Origin of the sequence: Roseivirga sp. BDSF3-8, assembly GCF_041449215.1 — a bacterium.
In the GTDB taxonomy this organism is placed as follows: Bacteria; Bacteroidota; Bacteroidia; order Cytophagales; family Cyclobacteriaceae; genus JBGNFV01.
In genome coordinates, this window is the sequence record NZ_JBGNFV010000001.1 from 2,005,188 (window position 1) to 2,026,223 (window position 21,036).

The window sequence follows — 21,036 nt, forward strand, 5'->3', positions numbered from 1 at the left end:
TTTCCTCTTAGAATTCCCACAAGTTGTGTTCGAATTCGATAAGTTGCTGCTCAAGCCACTGTGAAGCCATTATACCTTCACGAGGTGAGCGGTTATAGATGTCTACAATCATAGCATCGTCAGGGTTGGCCACCTTTATAATACGGGCGCCAAACAGACGAAGCGTAAATGCATCTGCGAGATTCTTGTGCTGTGCACTGTTATGAGGGTTGAACCAGACAGCCTCTTCAGGCATGTTGCGAAAAAGCTCCACAAGGTCTTTGTACTTAAATACACCTAACTCACGGATCAGTCCGGTTTCGAACTTCTCTGAAGGTATTACCATTTTAACTGACTGGATGTCAAAGAACAGACGTGAACGCCTCTTATCGAAGATCATGTCTTCCTGTAGTTCCAGTACAGATACATCACGTGGTGAAAAGTACAATTTGTCTGAGGCTGAGGCAGTCTTTTCCGAGTCAGCAGTAGCACCATCGTCAGCGGTAGAACCGCTATCGTCGCCTTCATCGCTCCAGCCATCGCCTCCCCAGGCGTCATCAGCGGGTTCTTCATTACTAAAGCCCATGGCTTTTTCCTCTTCGGTAAGCTCATCACCTCCACCGTATTCAGGAATCTCAAGGTTCTTGAGAAACTCCTCTTTAGACATACGAGTGGTGAGGGAATCATTCTTATAAGGAACAAGGATACCTGCCTTTACAGCATCGATCATCAATCGGGTGATTTCCTTGTTATAGGCAAAGAATGGCTTATTTTGCTTTTCCTGAAGGTCCATTCTGCGCCACACACGCTTCTTCCACATAATGTCAGACTCATGTATGGGTAGGACGCTATTGGGGTTATACCCGTTGTCGTCCATTTCCTGCGCCATAGAAGTGCCTGAACTCAGCAGGGCACATACCATAGCGAAAACGAATACATAACTTAATTTTCTCATAACACCTATACTTATCGAATATTAATTCAAAGGAATGATCTGAGGAGGAACGCTCATGTTCACATTCTCGATCTTACCACGGAAGTTCATACGCTGAACACCTTTTACTTCTACTACCAGACGGTCACCAGCTTTGGCAGAACCGAGCAGACTGCTCAGGTTTACCTTTTCGCTAGTGGCACGGATAGGAGAACCAACCGGACGGTTACCACGTGCAAGGGTAATTGTCCACTCGTTTACACGATAACGGGCATCCTTAGGAAGGAATTGTGCAAAGCCTTCTTCAGCCACCGCATTAATCTCAAGAGAACGCAGACGACTGATACTCTCACCGGCCTTTTGGTTTAGCTCTTTGCCACGACTTGTAAGTCTTACTTCAGGCTTAGGTACTCTTCTTACTTTGAATTTCTCCGTACCGATTACGTTACCGTCATTACGAACCGTAAGCGCAACTTCAGCTGCCTGAGGAACTACTGTTACCAGCCCTCTCTGACTACCAGGGATCGTGTTAGCACCACTGGCTGAGAAGGTGGGATTGTATGAAGAACCCAGTGCAGGAACCTGTACATTCAGTTCGTTTCCACAGTTCAGGTAAAGGGCCTGAACAGACTGTGACTGAACCTGAATAACGGGCTTAGCTACGAAGTATTCTATAGTCTCCGTATATGTAGTGTCTTTACCACTGGGAAGACGAACGCTGATGGCTGCTTCGAAAGACTTCTTAGCCAGACCATCTTTGTCATACTGACCAGGCTGGGCGACGAATTCTACCTTACCAAATCCACCATCAACAGCTATGTCTGAACCATTCATTTTCATGGTAGGCGTAATTCCTGAAGATGATGCTGAGATAAACATATCAGCCTTATACTTAGCACCAGCGGCTACGATGTTTGATTCGGCACGAACCATAGGAACGATCTTATCAAACTTCACGTCCTCAGCGCCTAGGCTACGGGCGATCTCATCAAGAGCAGCCGTTTCGCGAGCCACTACTTCTGTTTCAAACTGCGAAACAGTTGCAAGGGCAGCACCAAGTGGTGTACGATCAAATTTCAGTGTTGCAAAATCTTTGTTATTATGCTCGCTGAAATTCTTAAAATAAGGATCATTTTCACCGTCGAAAGCAATTGGCTTGAAATTACTTCCGGTCTTTTGGTTGAGGAACTGAACATAGTCATTCAGCGTCTTCTTAAGCTCCTCACCTTTTGCTCCTTTATTTTCCTGAACCATCATAAAAGAGATTTTCTCATCTTCTTTCAGGTTCTTAGGTATTTTGGCACCGCTTTCGGTTTCTTCGTATCCACCGGTTTGGGTAACCATTTCTTCTTTCAGGTCTTCAAGGTATGAAATTACTTCACGCGTCTTTGCCTGCACTTCTTTCGCGGCCTCAAGCTGCTTTTGGTCTGACGCTCTATTACCGGCATCATCTACAGCTTTCGAGATCCTAGAAAGAGTCTCATTGCTTCTCACCTGGCCCTGCTGTACCGACTGAACGAGGGCGCGGTCTATATCTACGAACTTCTCCAGGACGGCATTACTTACCTGCAGGGCCAAAAGGGCCGTTAGTACCAGGTACATCATACCGATCATTTTCTGCCTGGGAGTTTCTTTTCCTCCTGCCATATTAGATTGTATTAACTAATATTGATCGTTTAACAAATCTTGGACTCCGGGGTAATTACCCTTTCATCGCACTAAGCATGTTGCCGTATACCTTATTCAGGCTACCGATATTGGTAGTAAGCTGTGACATCTGAGTCTTGAACTGCTCACTTTCCTTGCTTGCCTGAGACATGTTCTCCATAGCCCCGCTAAGGTTATTGTAGAACTTGTTCATTGCTTTCAGGTGATTGTTCGCATCGTTAAGCTCAAGCTCATACACTGCATTCAACGCGCTCAGGTTTTTAGTTACACTCTGAACCTGTGCGTGGTATTCTTTGGCATCCTTAGAAGCTGTAGTCATTTCAGACATGGCTGTAAGGGTAGTGCCATAAGATTTGTTCATTTCTACAAGAGACTTGCTGGCAGTCTTAACATTCTGTGCATACTCTTCAGTAGCTACAGCTGCATTGCTCAGATTCGCCATTTTGCCAACAGAGTCCGATAGGTTTTTCATGCCTTTACCAAGGCTATCCACTAACTCAGGACCAACTTTGCTGCTCTCAAGCATGTGATCTAGTTTCTTAGAAACTGAATCGGATGATCCGTTTTGTACTTTCTTTCTTGCTACAGGTCCGTCGAATTCTTCGCTTAGCTCAGGATAAACACGCGACCAGTCATACTCACTTCCTTTAGGTTCAAACGAACTGAGGAAGAAAATCGCAGCTTCCGTTGTCAAACCAACTACAAGCATGATGTTTGCACCTTCCCAGTGAAGGATTTTAAACATAGCTCCAACAATTACAACAGCTGCACCGATACCGTAGATTTTAGGCATAACGGAACCGTAGAACAGTTCCTTGAAACCACCTTTGTTTCTGCTCATCTTAATTCCAAGTTTAAAGGGTTAATATTTTTTCGTAATGAAAGTCTAGGGATTGAGTAGCTAACTACTCATTAAAATTCGTTGCCTGCAGAGCGACCCAGGTAAGTCATCGCACACCTGAAGCCCACGTAGGCATTAGTAGAATCCTTATGCTGGTAATCTCTAGTACCAGTCTCCAGGAAATAGGCAATGTCCTTCCATGAACCACCTCTTACTACCTTATTAGGCTCTTCGTCGTCAAAGTAAGTAGGGTTTAGGTCCCATACTAGGGGCACGGAAGCAGGATTATAGGCATCCTCACACCATTCAGAAACGTTACCGGACATATCATATAGCCCGAAGTCGTTAGTGAAGTAAGCACCTACAGGCGCAGTGTAAGCAAATCCATCATCATAGTAGTTACCACGGCCTGGCTTAAAGTTTGCCAGCATACATCCTTTGGAGTTACGGATGTAAGGGTTACCCCAGGGGTATTTAGCCATGTCGCGACCGCCACGTGCAGCATATTCCCACTCAGCCTCAGAAGGGAGACGGAAGTTAGGCATAGGGAAGAGACCCCTGCTTTCACGGTAGCTGTTAAGATAATCTGTTCTCCACTCACAGAAGAACTGTGCAGCCTCCCAGTCAACACCTACCACGGGGTAGTTATCAAAAGCGGGGTGGCTATAATAATACACCATAAGGGGGTCGCCCATGTGGTGAGTAAAGTCTTTGACCCAAACGGTAGTATCAGGATATAGCTCATTCATAACGAAGTCCTCACCCAGTACACTGAGAGAATCCTGCATCATGGCTTCCATGAACTGTCTGTACTCGTTATTGGTAATTTCGGTATCATCCATATAGAAGCCACCGATGGTCACCTGCTTGTTGAAGTTAATCATACTAGCAGCAACATCTTCGTCAGCCTGTCCCATGTGAAATGTACCAGCAGGTATCGGCACCATGCCGTAGGGTACTGTCATGACCCATCCTTCGCGACCCTGGACACCGACAACCTCACCACGGTCGTCGCCGCCTCCCCGGCCGAAAAGTCCGCACCCCTGCAAGGCTAGTGCAGCAGCCACTGAACACAGTACAGCAGCCTTTTTGAGGAACACCAATTTATTCATAACACCTATTTTTGTTTGTCGAACTTCGAACCTATTACAAGCTTCGAGTTTCAAATTTATAGTCTATCATCTTCACGAACCCTGACATCTCCTTTAAATCCTAGCACTTGTAATGTTTACACCTCTTTAACACACATTCTGTAAACGGCCGGAGGACATAATAAAGTATGTCGGGGATAAAAAGTTTCCCTAGTTATGTCTAAATCTAGGGTTACGCTGAATTTTCCTTCCAGCACTGGAAATAGCTGGTAATGTGTAACTTAACATCACCTCATGTGACGTAGGGCTCTTAGCACCCTGTGCTTTTATCACATAGTCGAAACCATAGCCGATGCGCAGTGCGTTTTCTTTTAAAAGTGCTATACCGAGCATGACATTTGCCGACTCTCCCTGCCTAAAAGACAGGCCTCCCCAGTATTTATCATCATAGGTACCTAATACCCCTACCTCAAAATTATAGGTATTGAGGTCTGTTCGTACCAGAAAACTGGGAATAAGCAGCAGGTTATAATTGAAATCATAGTAATATCCGAAGGAAAGATTGAGGTGTGGCTCGAGCCTGTTCCTCAATTGGTTTACGCCAAAGTCGAATTCACTATTAATAATATGGTTGGCTCCAATACCAGCGTAAAATTTTTCGCTTTGGTAATGGACACCTACTGCGAGGTCCGGTCTGATCTGCGACTCCTGGCCACTCTTGTCAGCCAGCAAGGGATCATCTTCATCGATAGGACGGTATTGATCGAAGTCTATCACCTGGCTAAAGGCACCAGCCCTGATGCCAAAGCTTAGCTTAGCTTTTTCGACGCCGATATGATATGCATAGGAAACCTGGGCTTCCATGTTTTGGAGTGCCCCCAGATTTTCATTTATAATATACGCTCCCACTCCACTTCTGTAGCGGAGCACAGGGGTAGTAAATGAAACCATTTGGGTGGCTGGAGCGCCACCATCAGAAAAGGTGGGGGTATAACCGGCCCACTGGCTACGGTGCATGGCTGTGACTTTAGTCACGCCCTCCACACCGGAGTAGGCAGGGTTATAATAAAGATAATTAAACATGTATTGGGTGAACTGCACGTCCTGCTGGGCATGAACTGATGTCAGACCACCCAATACACATAATAGTATTATTGGTACAAGTATCTTTTGCATAGTGTCAGATGAGGTAAATACTCCTATACGTATAGACAATTTAAAACCCTGGCTACCTGCCAGAAAGCCTTCAAAATGTCTTAAAGATACTGTATTCCGGAATTACAATAAACAGTGGTGTAATAAATTACACACCATTAGCCTTTTTAATGTACAATTCCAAGGCCCCTGTCATAGAAGGAGCATTGGGCTGCGGCGCCTCAATATCCAGTATGAGGTCATGGTCCCGAACGGCCTTGGCTGTAGTAGGCCCGAAGGCTGCCAATCGCGTATCGTTCTGCTGATAATCGGGGAAATTGACAAATAAAGAGTTAATTCCTGATGGACTGTAAAACGCGATGATGTCGTAATAAACGTCCTCAAGATCAGAAAGATCGCTTGCTACGGTCTTGTAAATAATGGCTTCGGTAAAGTTGTAGCCATTCTTTTCAAGGAAATCTGGAATGTCATTTTTTCTGATATTGGAGCAGGGGAAGATGTACTTTTCATTCCTGTGCTTCTTCAGAATTTCGATCAAATCCTGAGCAGTCCTGTGACCGGTAAATATTTTACGCTTTCTGACGACAATATATTTCTGCAGATAATTAGCGGTCTGCTCGCTAATGCAGAAATACTTCATGTCGGCAGGCAACTCAATTTTACTCTCAGAGCATAATCGAAAAAAATGGTCCACGGCATTGCGGCTGGTAAAAATCACTGCCGTATGCTTGAGAATATCAACCTTTTGCTGTCGGAATTCTTTATGCGATACCGGGTCGATCTGAATGAACGGCCGGAAATCGATTTTCAATCCGTATTTTTCGGCTAAAGCAAAATAAGGGGAGTTGTTATCTGTGGGTTGTGGTTGAGAAACCAAGATGGTTTCTACCTTTTTTAGCCTGTCTTTCACTGTTTTAGACATACCTGCACTCATCTAATTGATAGAGCTAACGGAAAAAAGAAACTATTTCAATAAGAACTTCAATGCCACTACGAGAGGGGCTATTTCAGTGGTGCAAAGGTAGGAAAATAAATGAACAAATTTAAAGCCGCTGTTACTTGAGAGCTTGAAGAACACCAAGACTACCCTAAGAAACGCGCTGGCTATCAACAAGTAAACTATATGTGTGATGGTTAAGCCGATGTAAATATCGGAGAGAAAAATAATTACCAGTAAAGCATATACGAAAGAGAACAAAATGAGAGATATTCTGATGTAATCGATAAAGTGCACAATTACCAGATTTCTCAAGTCAAAAATAGCCCCCATATTAATCAGAAGCAGATACTTAATAAGTAATAAAAAGAAGAGACCGACATTAAATAATGTAAAAGCAAATAGGGATTCACTATAGCTTCCGAAAGTAATAAAATTGAAAAGAGCTGCTTGAGGCCGGAAGTAATGCTTAACACTGAAAAAAATAAGGCTAAACAAATAACAATAGATTACAAAGAACATGACGTTCTCCCTGGTAAAAGGCCGGTTCTTCAACACATTTTCTTCTCTTAGCCTAAAGGCGAAAGCTCTAGCCACGCTAAAAAACTCGCGGTAAGATTTATCATAAGCATTATACCCAATGGCGAGCAGGATAAGCCAACCAATCGAAAGGGTAATAAAGACTTCTTTGAAATAGTTCTGTTGACGATCCTGCAGATTCAAAAAGGACTTATCTTCTGAAAGACCAAGGCTGGCAAGCAGGCTTTGACGTGTAATCTGGGTTTCGGCAAGGTCTGCTACACGGTTTTCATTGAAGATTGTAATAAACAGGCTATCAGAATGGTATTTATTGGCCAGGCTATCAATGCTCAGATAATGGTTTCCGCCCTGCGAAAAACGGCCGGCCAGGGTATTATTTATAAAAATATAGGTTTTGGGAGGAAGTTGCAGGTTTAGGGAGTAGGGCCTGTATCGATTAGCATCAAGGTAAAAACTAACGCTTGTCTTAGCGGCTTCACTCCCTGTAAAATAGGGGCGATAGCTTTCATAGGCTTCATCGAAGGTGACCCAGAATCTTTTCAAATTCTGTATAACCATGGTTTGATCACTTTCTGCTTCTGCAGGGTCGGGCTGGCAAAAAGCCGGAGCGGATATGAGCAGAAGCAAAAGCCAGCAAAGAGACTTTTGTCGTAATACCTTAATACAGTGAACCATACGTGGTAAAAATACATCTAATGGGTAAGGCGGCCAACTCTAAGTAATGTTTAGGTAGCTAAAAAACTTTTCGCCGTATGTTTTTAAGGCGTATTGCTGGTCTGTATTTTTGCAGGACTCGATTTGTCAGGCATTTACATACATATCCCATTCTGCCGAAAGGCCTGCCATTATTGTGACTTTCACTTTAGCACCAATCTAAGCTATGTGGGGGAAATGGTAAAGGCTCTTCATACTGAGCTCCGTCTTCAAAGGAATTTTCTGCAGGATGGACAGGTGGAAACAATCTATTTAGGTGGAGGCACACCGTCAGTTTTATCTCCCGCTGATATTGATTCGCTTCTGAGCCTTATTTACAGGGAGTACGAGGTAGCGGGAAATATGGAAATTACCCTTGAGGCCAACCCAGATGACCTTGATGGTGATTATTTAGGGAATATTAGAGCAGCCGGAATTAACAGGCTGAGTATTGGCACTCAATCATTTGATGATAGGGTACTGAAATTAATGAACCGGTCTCACTCTGCTGCGCAGTCAATAAGCTCGGTTGAGCTTGCCAGAAAAGCTGGATTTGACAATTTGAATATGGACCTGATCTATGCGGTACCTTCTTCCGGACTGGCTGTTTGGGAAAATGACCTGGCTACAATGATTGGTATTTCACCTGAGCATATTTCTGCCTATCATCTGACTATCGAAGATAAAACGGTTTTTGGCAATTGGTACATGAAGGGCAAGCTAAGCGTTCCGGGGGAAGAGGAGAGTGTGAGCCAGTATCAAACACTGGTGGAGTCACTGGAGAAAACGGGATATGAGCACTATGAAGTATCTAACTTTGCTAAAAAAGGAAAAAAATCAAAACATAACAGCGCCTACTGGAAGGGAAGCTACTACCTGGGCATAGGGCCTGGGGCGCACTCATATGACGGGGAAACAAGGCGTTACAATGTGAGTCATAACATAAAGTATATCAAATCATTAGGCGATCATAAGATTCCTTCTGAAATAGAAGTACTAACCAGGACAAATAAAATAAATGAATATATACTGACGGGATTGAGAACCTGGAGGGGGATTGATAAAAAGGTGCTGCGAGAAAATTTTGGCTATGTATTTGAGACAGCGAAAATATCTTATTTAAATTCTCTGGTTGAGAACGATCTGGCCAAATGGAGCGGGGGGTGCCTAAAACTTACGGACAAGGGACTCCTGCTGGCTGATAGGATAGCTGAAGATCTTTTTTTAGAGGAATATGATTGAGACCTGTACGATAACTTTAGGAAATAACAGCTACATGGTAGACCTGAGCAGGCCTTTAGATATAAGCCTACCTCTTAGAGAGGGCCATGAGAACCCTAACTGCTATTGGGCTGAACCTCCACTATTTGAGACCATAAGGATGGGGGAGTTTGTGGGGAGTGTAAAAGAGGGGGGGCCAGTGAACTATCAGAAGGTTACGATCACACCTCATGGTAACGGTACACACACTGAAAGCCATGCGCATATTGAGAAAGATATGAAGGCTACGGTCAATAATTCCCTGAAAAAATTTATCTTTATATGTAATTTAATTACAGTAGAACCAGAATTATTAAAGAATGGGGATCGTGTAATTACGGAATCTATTGTAAGAAAGGCCCCTACGCACCAGGATACTGAGGCAATTGTGGTTCGTACACTGCCTAATACAGCGGATAAACTGGCCAGAAAATATTCAGGAACTAATCCGGCATACTTTACTACCGGGGCAGTTGCCTATTTAGCTGAAAAAGGAATAAAGCATCTGCTTATTGATCTGCCGAGTGTGGATAAGGAGGAAGACGGTGGTAAATTAGCCGGACACCGCGCATTTTGGTATCCTCAGGGTAAATTAAGAAGAAATTGCACAATTACTGAATTGATATTTGTACCTGATGATGTAAGTGATGGGCTATATTTATTGAATTTACAAATATGTAGCCTTGAAACGGATGCAGCACCAAGCAAGCCTGTTTTGTACTATATGAACAAAAATTAGTACAAAGGTTTTAAACTTAGAATTTTATGTATATTTGCGTGGATGAAAAGCCTAGTCGTATGACCAGCGAAGAAAAAAAAGCATTCTTACTGCTGAAGTCAGTTATATTCCACTATCATGGCCTTGATGAAGACGAGCAAAAGATACTGGATGAAACTGCACAGGACCTTGAAGCCGCAGATGAGCTTAGTTGGGCCAATGAATTTATTTCCACCGACTACATTACAGCGTTCGATCGCGCCCGCGAATATTTGAATTCTGTTATTGGTCCGTTGGATAAAGATAAAAGGCTTATGTACCTTGACATGGTATGGAAAGCAAACAATCAGAAGGGGTACATAACAGAAATGGAGGCCACCGCTATGCTAAAGCTGGCCAAAGACTGGCATATAGAAGGCGATCTGATCGCAATGATCAGAAAATAGGCCATAGCCTGTTTCGTTCTCAGACCATGAGAACTTTTCTATTTCTGCTAATTGCTATTTTGACCAGCTTACAGGCATTAGCTCAATCTTACTCTCTATTCTCCCCTGCAGATACACTAAAAGGAGGTCTACGCCCGGAAAGAACTTCCTTTGATGTTCACTTCTACGATCTCAGGGTAAGCGTCGACCCGGATGCTAAAGTTATAAGTGGCCAAAATACGATTCACTTCACCGTCAACCAACCTACAGAACGGATACAGATAGACTTGTTTCCGGAATTGGAAATCCATACTATCACGGGCAGTTCGGCTATTTCAGGCTATGATCGCCTTCATGGTGCAATATTCATAGACTTTGTACAAATATTACCTGCAGGCAGTAATCAAACTATCTCCATAACCTATTCAGGCAAGCCTCAAGAGGCGAAGACCCCACCCTGGGATGGAGGATTTGTCTGGGAGCAGGATGAAAAAGGCAGACCCTGGATAGCCACAGCAGTTCAAGGCCAGGGGGCAAGCCTGTGGTGGCCGGTTAAAGAACACTTATCTGATGAGCCGGATAGCATGGCTATTACATGCACTGTACCCAATGGGCTAACTTGTGTATCAAATGGAAACCTGAGGGATGAATCTCATGATAGGGGCCAAGGTACCTTCAGGTGGTTCGTGTCTTACCCTATAAATGTCTACAATGTGGCACTAAATATTGGGCATTATGCCCAGATCAGTGATAAGCTGCAGATGGGAGGTCAGGAAATCCTTGCGGACTATTATGTATTGGACTACCATGAAGATAAGGCGGAGAAAAACTTTCCCAAGTGGGTAAAGGAAATGTTCCTCCACTATAACAAGTTATTAGGACCATACCCATTTCCGGATGATGGGTATGCACTGGTCGAGGTACCGTACTGGGGTATGGAGCATCAGAGTGCGGTGGCTTATGGAAATGAATTCAAGCTGAATGAATACGGCTTTGATTTCATACTGATACATGAAACAGGGCACGAATACTTTGGTAACAGTATCAGTTCTACAGATCCGGCGGAGTTGTGGATACATGAAGCATTCACCACCTACCTGGAGGTTCTTTTTCTAGAAAGCAGGGATGGGTACGAGATCAGTGAGGATTACCTGGAATCAAAGTTATCCCTGATCCGTAATAATCAGCCGATTCTGGGGCCTATGGGCGTTTACTATGAGGACTGGAATGATGCAGATATGTACTACAAAGGGGCATGGATGCTTCATAGTATCAGGCATATGGTGGATAGTGATAAAAAATGGCACAAACTGATCAGACAATTCTACCAGACTTTCAAGGGGAAATCAGTAAACACGGAGATGGTCATAAACTTCTTCAATGAACAAACGGAAGTAAATGTAAGGCCTGTATTTCACCATTTTCTGACAGAGTTACATCCGCCAAGGCTAGCCTATAGGATAGAGGGAAGAGATTTTTTCTATAAGTGGCTAAATACGGGCAAAGGCTTTAATATGCCGGTGGAAATAAAAGCCGGTAATAAGACATACCGGCTAACTCCGACTTCTTCGTGGCAGCAGGTAAGGATACCTAAAAGGGTAACCCCTAAATTCTCTACTGAAAAATTCTACTTTGTCCCTGAAAAGACGGAATAACCTTAGAGGCTCATCATTTCTTTGAATTTTGCTGCCTGTCTGCGGCTAACTTCTACCTTTTCGCCACCTCTGAGTTTTACCATCAGGCCACCATTAAACCAGGTTTCTATTCCATCTACCCATTCGAGATTAATGATGTGTTTACGGCTTACGCGGAAAAACATTCTGTCATCCAATCGTTCATCCAGGGCATTGAGTGACTTATGAATCATAGGCTTGAACTTATCAAAATAAACCTTGATGTAGTTACCATCGGATTCGAAAAGCCTTACGTCAGATAGTTTAACAAACCAGCATTTGTCTCCATCTTTTACAAAAACCTGGTCGTTTGTATTTAATTTTTTTCCTGCCTCACCGGCTTTTTTAGTCTGTCCGGACTTGCTGCCGGATAATTTTTTCATTGCTTCGGATAAACGCTCGGGTTGAACAGGTTTCAGTAAATAATCGAGTGCATTTACTTCAAATGCTTTGAGAGCGTATTCATCGTATGCGGTAGTAAATATGACCCGGGGCACTTTGTCCAGTTCTTCGAGTAATTCGAAGCCTGTTTTACCAGGCATTTGTATGTCCAGGAATATAAGGTCGGGCTTTAGCTCGTTTATCTTTTCTTTAGCATCTTCTGCATTAACGGCCTCGCCTACAAGCTCTATTTCCTTATGTTCTGCCAGGAGGTTGCTTAATTCTTTACGGGCAAGTCTCTCATCGTCTATGATAATTGCTTTCATGTGTATTTGTGGTTATCGTTCTCGTTTTGGTACAAGTACTTCGGTAAGTACTGTTTTATCGTCCTCATTCTGAATAGAAAAGGATGCATCAGTGCCGAAAATAAGTCGTAATCGCTGCTTGGTGTTATCGAGTCCATAGCCGCTGTGAGGCCGGCTATAACCGTTTTTGTACTGGCCGCTGTTGCGTATCTGGATAAGTAGCTTTTCCTCGATAATACGAGAGGCCACATTGATCTCTCCTCCGTTGATCAGTGAACTGATACCGTGCTTGATACCATTCTCTACAAGCGTTTGAATCATGAGTGGGGGAACATCAAAATCGCCTGAATGAGGGTCGAGATCAAAGGTGATTTTAAGGCGCTCTTCAAACCTCACGCTTTCGAGTTCGAGGTAGTCGACCACGGTTTTCATTTCTACATCAAATGGTATAAGCCGCTTTTTATCGGTAATCAGGCTACTTCTAAGGATGTTGCTTAGCTGGGTAATGGCTAGTTTACTCTTACGAGGGTCCTCATCCACTAGTGCACGGATACTATTGAGGGCATTAAAAATAAAATGGGGGTTTAGCTGACTTTTGAGCTTATTGAGTTCCATTTCATTAATAACAGCCTCATATTTCAGGGTCTGGTTATAGTTTTGAACATAGTGGTACATAAAGTAAATAAGTGACCAGAGGAAGTATAGGGTGGCATTTGGAAGGGTGGAACCGAGGATAGCAAAAATGGCGTCAACATTCCAGCCGATAATGTTTTCGAACTGTCCAAATACGGCAAATTCAAATAACTGGAAGCCAAAGCTCAAAGCGCCTAATATCAGGCAAGCCAATAATACTCTTGGTATGAGCCGTGGAAGTAAAAGCCGCAACCAGCCCCAGCGAATAATCAGCTTACGGTACATGTGGGTGGAGAAAATGAAGAAGGCAGTGACGGGCAGAAGCATGATGAATTCATAAAGGTTCATCTTACCCGCCATAGTCAGAAAAATGGTATTGATGAGCATGTAAAATGACCATCCACCAATCTGACAGATCCAATAATTCTTCTTTTTATCAACCACTGTCAATGTACAATTATCCTTTTTTGTCGCCTGCGCCTAAAATAAGGAGTAGGCTTAGCAACAGGTAAAAGAAGCAGAGGACACCCCAAATCCATTTGAGAAAGGCATCGCCGGACTGGTAATAAATGTATGCGGCTGCTCCGGTCATGATCGCATTACTGAGCTGTATACTAACGTCGATGGATTTATATCCTTTGTCAGAGAAAAACCAAAGCACGCTTATGTTGAGCAGGGCGAGTGCTCCGAGTGCTATGGACAATACGATATAGTCCATCACCCAGAAATCTATTACCCCGATCAGTAAAAACAGAAAAGTAAGTACGTAAATCCTGTTTTTATTTTTCACGCTACTTTATGCATTCTATTCCGGAACAGTTCAAATAACCGGGATTACCTTCTTTCTGTGAATGTACGGATTTAATATGCCTAAGGTATCTAAATTTATATCAGTGGCTTGCCATTTCGTTAAGAGGTGCCGGAATCTGACACGGAGTCTTCTATAGGCAGTTCTGTGTGTTCCTCCTTGGGAGTTTTACCCTGTACATAGGGGCGAATGATAAGCCGAGTCCCTCTGTCATAGGTAAAGTAATTCCATACCCAATTACTGAATACAACCAGTTTATTACGAAAGCCGATAATGGATATGAGGTGAATGAACATCCAGATAAGCCAGGCCACAAAGCCTCCCAGGTGCATTTTTCCTGGCAGATCGGCTACAGCTTTATTCCTGCCGACAGTAGCCATTGAGCCTTTGTCGGTATACTCAAATGGCTTAAGTTCTCTCTTAGAAATGAGGCGGCCAATGTTATCTGCCAGGTGCTTGCCCTGCTGTATGGCCACGGGAGCAAGCATGGGGTGGCCTTTAGGCCAATCTTCGGATTTCATGAGGGCAATATCACCTATCGCAAAAATGCTTTCATATCCTTGTACACGGTTGTACGTATCTACCAGGATACGGCTCTTCTCTACGGATTCAGATCTTATACCTGAAATGACATTTCCCTGCACGCCTGCTCCCCAGACCAGGGTTCTTGCTTTGATCACACTGTCATCATTAAATTTCACCGTTTCACCATCGTAAGAGGCTACCATTTTATTGAGGTAAACATCTACCTCGAATTTCTTAAGGTATTTCATGGCGCGATCGCCTGATTCATCGGACATACCCAGCAGCAGCCTGTCCATACCCTCTACGAGGTATATCTTCATCTTATCCAGGTTTAGCTCTGGGTAATCGTGGGGTAGTACGTGCTTTTTAAGTTCTCCCATTGCACCTGCGAGTTCGACGCCGGTGGGGCCACCCCCTACTATCACAAAGGTCATTAATTCTTCACGATCGGCTTCGTTATCGGTGATGAGGGCTTGTTCGAAGTTCTGTAGTATGTGGCTTCGTAAATCGAGGGCCTGAGGAACCTGCTTAAGGGGGAAGGCTTTTTCGAACTTCTTCTCGTTGCCGAAATAGTTTGTCTTGGTACCATTGGCTATTACGAGGTAGTCGTAATTAATTTCACCAATGGAGGTTTTAAGGGTCTTACGATCGCCATCTATGTGTTCGACTTTTGCCAACCGGAAATAAAAGTCTTCATAGTTCTCTATAACTTTTCTCAAGGGACCTGCAATTGAATCGGGCTCGAGACCAGCCGTGGCTACCTGGTAGAGTAAGGGCTGGAAGGTATGGTAGTTGTGTCTGTCAAGCATGACTACCTGCACACCTTTATTCTTTAGGTTTCTGGATAATTGGATACCGGCAAATCCACCTCCTACTATTACGACACGGGGTTTGTTTGATTCGGGAATTCTTATAGCCAGGCTTTCTTCGCTTTCCATATTGGGCACTTAAAAAGAGTAATTTTAAAAAAATTTTCGGGGTGATCAGGCTTATGTTTTATGCAGAGGTTAAGCGGTTTTCGACAAAATAATATTTGGCTCCCAATGCCATTGATTCAAGAATTAAGCTGCCAGGATCAAAGTCCTGATGGCAGACCTCAGTGCTTTTGCAGAACCATAAAATACCCTCAAAACGGGCAGAGGGGGACAATTGAGCACTATTAAATCAAAAATCTATTATTTTTTAATAAACATTACACACTTCTTACATTGGTTAATAAATTATTAATGTTGAAATGTGAAACATAAAATTTAATTTTGGGTATTGATTAACAAGAACGAAACAACAGAATAAAATACTAGCACAAAATGTCTACCAGTTTAAGATCGACCTTTATTGCCTCTGCACTTCTATTAATGTTTAACGGAGTCTCTTTTGCTAATGTTCACATGAGGAATACAGAAGAAAAACTCCTTAAGGAAGTTATAGAGAACGCGGAAATGGAGAAGGAGATCTTCTCTTTTCTGGACAAGAAGATGATCTATGTGTATGATTATGAAGGTAAGCTTATCATGTCAGGCACTAAGGAAAGCAACCTTGACCTACCTGTAGACCGCAAGGTGCTGGTGGATACTGAGGACACCACTATTTTTATGGCTGACTAAGCAACAATTTTTCCTGATGAATAAAGGGCTGTCCGCACTCGCGGCAGCCCTATTTTTTACCGTTGCATCTCAATTTTCAGGAACTGGGCGGTATAACTGTCGCTTTTTGAAATAACCTCTTCCGGCGTTCCTTTTGCCACAATGTTCCCTCCTTTGTCACCACCTTCGGGACCAAGGTCTACAATGTGGTCGGCTACCTTTACCACATCCATATTGTGCTCAATGACTAAAACGGTATTTCCCTTGTCTACCAGTCTATTAAGTACATCAAGCAAATGCTGAATATCCTGAAAATGCAGCCCTGTGGTAGGCTCATCCAGAATATAAAGCGTTTTCCCGGTATCTCTCTTGGATAGCTCGGTAGAAAGTTTAACCCGCTGGGCCTCTCCGCCGCTGAGGGTAGTAGCATGCTGGCCGAGGGTAATGTAGCCAAGCCCAACATCATTCAGGGTTTGGATCTTACGACGAATTTTTGGCTGATTATCGAAAAACTCAACGGCCTGCTCTACTGTCATATCGAGCACATCGGAAATGGATTTGCCTTTGAAGCGAACTTCAAGGGTTTCGCGATTATATCTTTTGCCTTTGCAGGTTTCACAGGGTACGTGAACGTCTGGTAGAAAGTCCATTTCAATAACTCTCATGCCAGCCCCTTCACAGGTTTCGCACCTTCCTCCTTTCACATTAAAGCTGAAGCGCCCGGGTTTATAGCCACGGATCTTAGCCTCAGGAAGCTCGGCAAACAGGGCTCTGATATCGGTGAAGACTCCTGTGTATGTGGCAGGGTTGGACCTTGGGGTACGGCCTATAGGGGATTGATCTACTTCTATTACCTTGTCAATATCTTCAAGGCCTTTTACTTTCTTGTACGAGAGGGGCTCTTTCCTGCTGCGAAAGAAATGCTGGTTGAGTATAGGGAACAGGGTATCGTGAATAAGGGTGGATTTGCCACTACCACTTACTCCTGTGATACATATAAACTTACCGAGCGGTAGCTTAAGGTTGACATTTTTAAGGTTATGCCCACTGGCTCCGGTCAGGGTGAGGGACTTTCCGTTGCCTTCACGCCTCTGTTCGGGTATGGCTATGGTAACTTTACCCTGAAGATAACGGGCAGTGAGGCTATTATCTGCCATAAGCTTTTGGGGTGAGCCGGCGGCCACAATCTGGCCACCGTGGCGCCCAGCACCCGGCCCTATATCAATGATAAAATCTGATTCGAGCATCATATCCCGATCATGTTCTACCACAATGACGGTATTGCCCAGATCGCGAAGGTCTTTGAGGGCCTGAATGAGTTTGATATTGTCCCGCTGATGGAGGCCGATGCTTGGCTCATCGAGAATATACAGTACTCCGACGAGTTGGGTGCCTATTTGTGTGGCGAGCCTAATACGTTGTGCCTCACCACCACTGAGAGTCCGAAGCGGCCGGTTCAGGTGGAGGTAATCAAGTCCTACTCCAAGGAGAAAGCCAACGCGCTTTCTTATCTCTTTGAGTACTTCCTGGGCTATAACTTTTTGCCGGTCACTAATATTTTCTTCGACTGTATCAAACCACTGACCGAGATGGAATATATCGAGACGGGCAAGCTCAGCAATATTCTTTCCTCCAAACTTGAAGTGAAGGCTTTCTTTTTTAAGCCTGTCGCCATTGCATGAAGGGCAGGTGTTGGTGATCGTGAATTCTTCCACCCACTTTCTTACTTTATCAGACCCTGATTCACGCTGTTTCTCGAGGAAGCTGATGATGCCTTCAAACTTGGTTTTCCACTTGGTCCCGGGGTGCTTGACTGAATCGACAGCAACAGGAACACTATCACCGCGCAGCAACAGGTGTAGAATGGGTTCGGGAAGGTCTTTGAGGGGGGTGGTAATACTAAATCCATGCTTTTTAAGTATGGATTGGATTTTTTTGAAGATCCAGATATCGCGGTATTCTCCCAGTGGGGCTAAGCCACCACGGCTAATACTGAGGGAGGGGTCTGGTATGACTGACTCATCGGTAATTTCTTCTATTACTCCCAACCCATTGCACTGGGGACAGGCGCCATATGGGGAGTTAAAGGAGAAGGAATTGGGGGCAGGCTCATCGTAGGAAAGGCCTGTCTCGGGGTCCATGAGGTGCTGAGAAAAGTGGCTAACGCTATCATCTTCATGCTGAAGCATCATAAGGCCTTTACCGTGCTGCAGGGCATTTTTTACTGACTGACCTATGCGGTACCTGTCTGCAGGCTTGACTAAAACGCGGTCTATTACTATCTCGATATCATGGGTCTTATAGCGATCGACCTGCATTTTGGGCTGCATCTCCATCAGCTCCCCATCTACTCTGACCCTGGTAAATCCCATTTTCCGGATCTGGGTAAAAAGCTCACGGTAGTGTCCTTTACGGCCTTTGATAACGGGGGCAAGGATGATGAGCTTCTTGCCGTCATGATTTTCAAGAATGTGATCAATTATCTGATCCTCAGACTGCCTGACCATCTTATTGCCGGTCTTGTAGGAGTAGGCTTCGGAGGCGCGGGCAAAAAGAAGGCGCATGAAGTCATAAACTTCAGTAACTGTTCCTACGGTGGAGCGGGGGTTCTTGGAAGTGGTTTTTTGCTCAATGGAAATGACGGGGCTGAGGCCGTTTATCTTATCCACATCGGGGCGTTCCAGCTCACCGATAAAGGACCTTGCATAGGCCGAAAAGCTTTCCATGTATCTCCTCTGACCTTCGGCATAGATGGTATCGAATGCCAGACTTGATTTACCACTCCCGCTAATGCCGGTGAATACTACCAGCTTATTGCGGGGCAGGGTGAGGTCTACGTTTTTAAGGTTATGTTCCCGAGCGCCAAATATCTCTATGAGTTCGTGGCCGCTGGGGTCATGGGTATTATTATCCTCTACAGATTCTAAAGGCTTTTGCGTTGCTTCGCCTGTTTGCATGCTCAAAATTAAAGGAAAAATTCGGGTCTGTACCGAATGATAACGTAAGAGGGGCCCGCGTTGTTAGGGGGTGGCTATTTGTGTCTTACTTTCAGCATAGTTGGACTCCTCACTTTCCATTGAACGAATGGTGAACTGGGGAGGGTTCCGGGGTACGAGTATTTGGTAGCTGTTGCCCTTACTTACGGTAAGTGACCTACCTCTGAGCCAGGGGTTGTACTGCTTGAGAATTTTGTAGTTGATCCCGAGGTCTATTGCGTAGTCAACAAAGTTTTTTACGTCATGATCAATAGTCACTACCCTCAGGTCTTCATTTCCATACATATGATCGCTGGGGAAATCATAACCGTACTTGGCTCTGTTTTCGTAAATCTCTTTCAGTGCCAGCGCACGAAACAGGTAGCGGCTGGTTTCCTCATTAAGGAGGAGGTCATAATAGCTAATTACGCGCTGATCTTTCAGTCGCTTATCCAGCCCGTACATGCCAATATTGTAACTGGCGGCGGCATTGGTCCAGGAACCAAATTTAGCGTAGCTTTTATTGAGGTATTTGGCGGCGGCTTCTGTGCTTTTTATAGGATCATACCGCTGATCTACCTCAACATTCACCTCAAGACCAAGCTCCTTGGCAGTGATATCTCTTAACTGCCAGAACCCTGTTGCCCCTGCAGGTGACACTACATTTTTGAGGCCACTTTCAATAAGAGCGAGGTATTTGAAGTCATCGGGGATATTATTTTCTGCCAGTATTTTCTCAATGGCTGGCATCCACCGATTAGCACTTTTGAGAATGGAGATGGTACTCGAGTGATAGTAAAGATTTGTATAAATCTCCCTGTCGAGTCTTTCTCTGACATCGGGGTCTTCCAGTGGAACTACCTCTCCTGCAAATGTAAGATTATCAGGTAGATCGTATGTATTTACTATGTCAAACGGCTTATCTGCGAGGGGTACTTGTTGATAGTCAACAGGTTGAGATGGGGATTCAGCGATTTCACCTGATCCGCTATTGTAAAAAAGGACACCGAAAAGGACGGCAATCAAAACCCACTGAGCAACTATCAAATATCCCTTCATAGATCTAAAAGTTTGGCGATAATAAGTACTTGGCGTAAAAGTCGTCAATTACTTTAACTGCATCAGAGGGGTCGTCTACCACTGAAAACAGATCTAAATCCTCAGAATTGATATTCTTCTCTCTTCTGAGCAGCACATCTTTAATCCAGTCTACCAAACCTGACCAATAATCTTTACCTACAAGTACTATAGGGAAACGACCGATCTTTTTAGTCTGGATAAGGGTAAGTGCTTCGAATAGCTCATCGAGTGTGCCGAAGCCACCAGGCATGACGACAAAACCCTGAGCGTATTTGACGAACATTACTTTCCTAACAAAAAAATAATCAAAAGTGATCAATTTGTCAGGGTCTATGTAAATATTATTGAACTGCTCGAAAGGTAAGATAATATTTAATCCTACAGATTTTCCTCCCTCACGCTTAGCACCTTTGTTACCAGCTTCCATAATACCAGGACCGCCTCCGGTGATAACGCCATAACCGTGGCGTACAAGCTTTGCGGCGATCTCCTCGGCCATTATATAGTATGGGTGATTATCGAGGGTACGTGCACTACCGAAGATGGACACGCAAGGGCCTATCTTGGTAAGCTTTTCGAAGCCTTCGACAAACTCGGACATTATTTTAAATATGGCCCAGCTATCTGCGATCTTGATTTCATTCCAGTCGCGGTCTTTGAAGGCCTGACGAATTTTTATTTCATCTTCGTTCAGGTTTGCTCCCTCTTTGTGCTCGGGGAGCTTTCCTTTTATTTCTGTCATTCTTAAAAATTAGGTTGTATTTTAAAAAAAGGGACGTAAAATAACCCTTATCAAAGAATTTGCCAAAATAGAGGCGATACTTTTTTACTA

19 protein-coding genes are annotated in these 21,036 nt (G+C 44.0%); 5 read left to right on the plus strand and 14 right to left on the minus strand.

Annotated features, from left to right (window positions below):
* Positions 1–7: 7 nt before the first annotated feature.
* The 7 genes from gldN to AB9P05_RS08175 form a co-directional block, all read right to left on the minus strand.
* Positions 8–934 carry a gliding motility protein GldN gene (gene gldN, locus AB9P05_RS08145; protein WP_371908327.1) on the minus strand — a complete coding sequence of 309 codons (927 nt, stop codon included), beginning with the start codon at positions 932–934 and terminating at the stop codon, positions 8–10.
* Positions 935–955: 21 nt separating this feature from the next.
* The gene (gldM, locus tag AB9P05_RS08150; RefSeq protein ID WP_371908328.1) at positions 956–2,560 is read right to left on the minus strand and encodes a gliding motility protein GldM; all 1,605 of its coding nucleotides are present in this window, start codon (positions 2,558–2,560) and stop codon (positions 956–958) included.
* Positions 2,561–2,615: 55 nt separating this feature from the next.
* Entirely contained in the window at positions 2,616–3,422 is an 807-nt protein-coding gene (gene gldL, locus AB9P05_RS08155) for a gliding motility protein GldL (RefSeq protein WP_371908329.1), read from the minus strand.
* 71 nt (positions 3,423–3,493) lie between these two features.
* On the minus strand, positions 3,494–4,534 hold the full coding sequence (gene gldK, locus AB9P05_RS08160) for a gliding motility lipoprotein GldK (RefSeq protein WP_371908330.1): 1,041 nt from the start codon (positions 4,532–4,534) through the stop codon (positions 3,494–3,496).
* A 189-nt stretch (positions 4,535–4,723) separates the two neighbouring features.
* A complete protein-coding gene (locus AB9P05_RS08165) occupies positions 4,724–5,689 on the minus strand; it encodes a type IX secretion system membrane protein PorP/SprF (RefSeq protein ID WP_371908331.1) in 966 nt (321 codons plus the stop codon).
* Positions 5,690–5,816: 127 nt separating this feature from the next.
* On the minus strand, positions 5,817–6,590 hold the full coding sequence (locus AB9P05_RS08170; protein ID WP_371908332.1) for a uroporphyrinogen-III synthase: 774 nt from the start codon (positions 6,588–6,590) through the stop codon (positions 5,817–5,819).
* Between the two features lie 42 nt (positions 6,591–6,632).
* The gene (locus AB9P05_RS08175) at positions 6,633–7,688 is read right to left on the minus strand and encodes a DUF4271 domain-containing protein (protein WP_371908333.1); all 1,056 of its coding nucleotides are present in this window, start codon (positions 7,686–7,688) and stop codon (positions 6,633–6,635) included.
* Between the two features lie 255 nt (positions 7,689–7,943).
* On the opposite strand from AB9P05_RS08175, the gene hemW reads away from it, so the two are divergent.
* Genes hemW through AB9P05_RS08195 form a run of 4 tightly spaced genes read left to right on the plus strand, consistent with a single transcriptional unit; the run spans position 7,944 to position 11,896 of the window.
* Positions 7,944–9,080, plus strand: coding sequence for a radical SAM family heme chaperone HemW (hemW, locus tag AB9P05_RS08180; RefSeq protein ID WP_371908334.1), 1,137 nt, complete (start codon positions 7,944–7,946; stop codon positions 9,078–9,080).
* Between the two features lie 34 nt (positions 9,081–9,114).
* Positions 9,115–9,837, plus strand: a complete 723-nt coding sequence (locus AB9P05_RS08185) for a cyclase family protein (protein ID WP_371911339.1) — start codon at positions 9,115–9,117, stop codon at positions 9,835–9,837.
* Between the two features lie 59 nt (positions 9,838–9,896).
* A complete protein-coding gene (locus AB9P05_RS08190) occupies positions 9,897–10,262 on the plus strand; it encodes a hypothetical protein (protein WP_371908335.1) in 366 nt (121 codons plus the stop codon).
* Between the two features lie 26 nt (positions 10,263–10,288).
* Entirely contained in the window at positions 10,289–11,896 is a 1,608-nt protein-coding gene (locus AB9P05_RS08195) for a M1 family metallopeptidase (protein WP_371908336.1), read from the plus strand.
* Positions 11,897–11,898: 2 nt separating this feature from the next.
* Here the strand turns inward: AB9P05_RS08195 and AB9P05_RS08200 are convergent, their stop codons facing one another.
* From AB9P05_RS08200 to AB9P05_RS08215, 4 genes are all read right to left on the minus strand, one after another.
* Complete coding sequence (locus tag AB9P05_RS08200; RefSeq protein ID WP_371908337.1) at positions 11,899–12,621, minus strand: LytR/AlgR family response regulator transcription factor; 723 nt, start codon at positions 12,619–12,621, stop codon at positions 11,899–11,901.
* Positions 12,622–12,633: 12 nt separating this feature from the next.
* Positions 12,634–13,677 (minus strand): sensor histidine kinase, encoded by a 1,044-nt coding sequence (locus AB9P05_RS08205; protein WP_371908338.1) that lies wholly within the window; start codon positions 13,675–13,677, stop codon positions 12,634–12,636.
* Positions 13,678–13,690: 13 nt separating this feature from the next.
* A complete protein-coding gene (locus tag AB9P05_RS08210) occupies positions 13,691–14,023 on the minus strand; it encodes a hypothetical protein (protein WP_371908339.1) in 333 nt (110 codons plus the stop codon).
* Between the two features lie 119 nt (positions 14,024–14,142).
* Positions 14,143–15,504, minus strand: a complete 1,362-nt coding sequence (locus tag AB9P05_RS08215) for an NAD(P)/FAD-dependent oxidoreductase (protein ID WP_371908340.1) — start codon at positions 15,502–15,504, stop codon at positions 14,143–14,145.
* Between the two features lie 369 nt (positions 15,505–15,873).
* Between AB9P05_RS08215 and AB9P05_RS08220 the strand changes: the two genes are divergently transcribed.
* Complete coding sequence (locus tag AB9P05_RS08220; protein WP_371908341.1) at positions 15,874–16,170, plus strand: hypothetical protein; 297 nt, start codon at positions 15,874–15,876, stop codon at positions 16,168–16,170.
* A 56-nt stretch (positions 16,171–16,226) separates the two neighbouring features.
* Here AB9P05_RS08220 and uvrA read toward each other — a convergent pair whose 3' ends face one another.
* The 3 genes from uvrA to AB9P05_RS08235 form a co-directional block, all read right to left on the minus strand.
* Entirely contained in the window at positions 16,227–19,106 is a 2,880-nt protein-coding gene (gene uvrA, locus AB9P05_RS08225; protein ID WP_371908342.1) for an excinuclease ABC subunit UvrA, read from the minus strand.
* A gap of 63 nt (positions 19,107–19,169) precedes the next feature.
* Positions 19,170–20,183 (minus strand): lytic transglycosylase domain-containing protein, encoded by a 1,014-nt coding sequence (locus tag AB9P05_RS08230; RefSeq protein ID WP_371908343.1) that lies wholly within the window; start codon positions 20,181–20,183, stop codon positions 19,170–19,172.
* Between the two features lie 4 nt (positions 20,184–20,187).
* Complete coding sequence (locus AB9P05_RS08235; RefSeq protein WP_371908344.1) at positions 20,188–20,946, minus strand: TIGR00730 family Rossman fold protein; 759 nt, start codon at positions 20,944–20,946, stop codon at positions 20,188–20,190.
* Positions 20,947–21,036 lie beyond the last annotated feature (90 nt).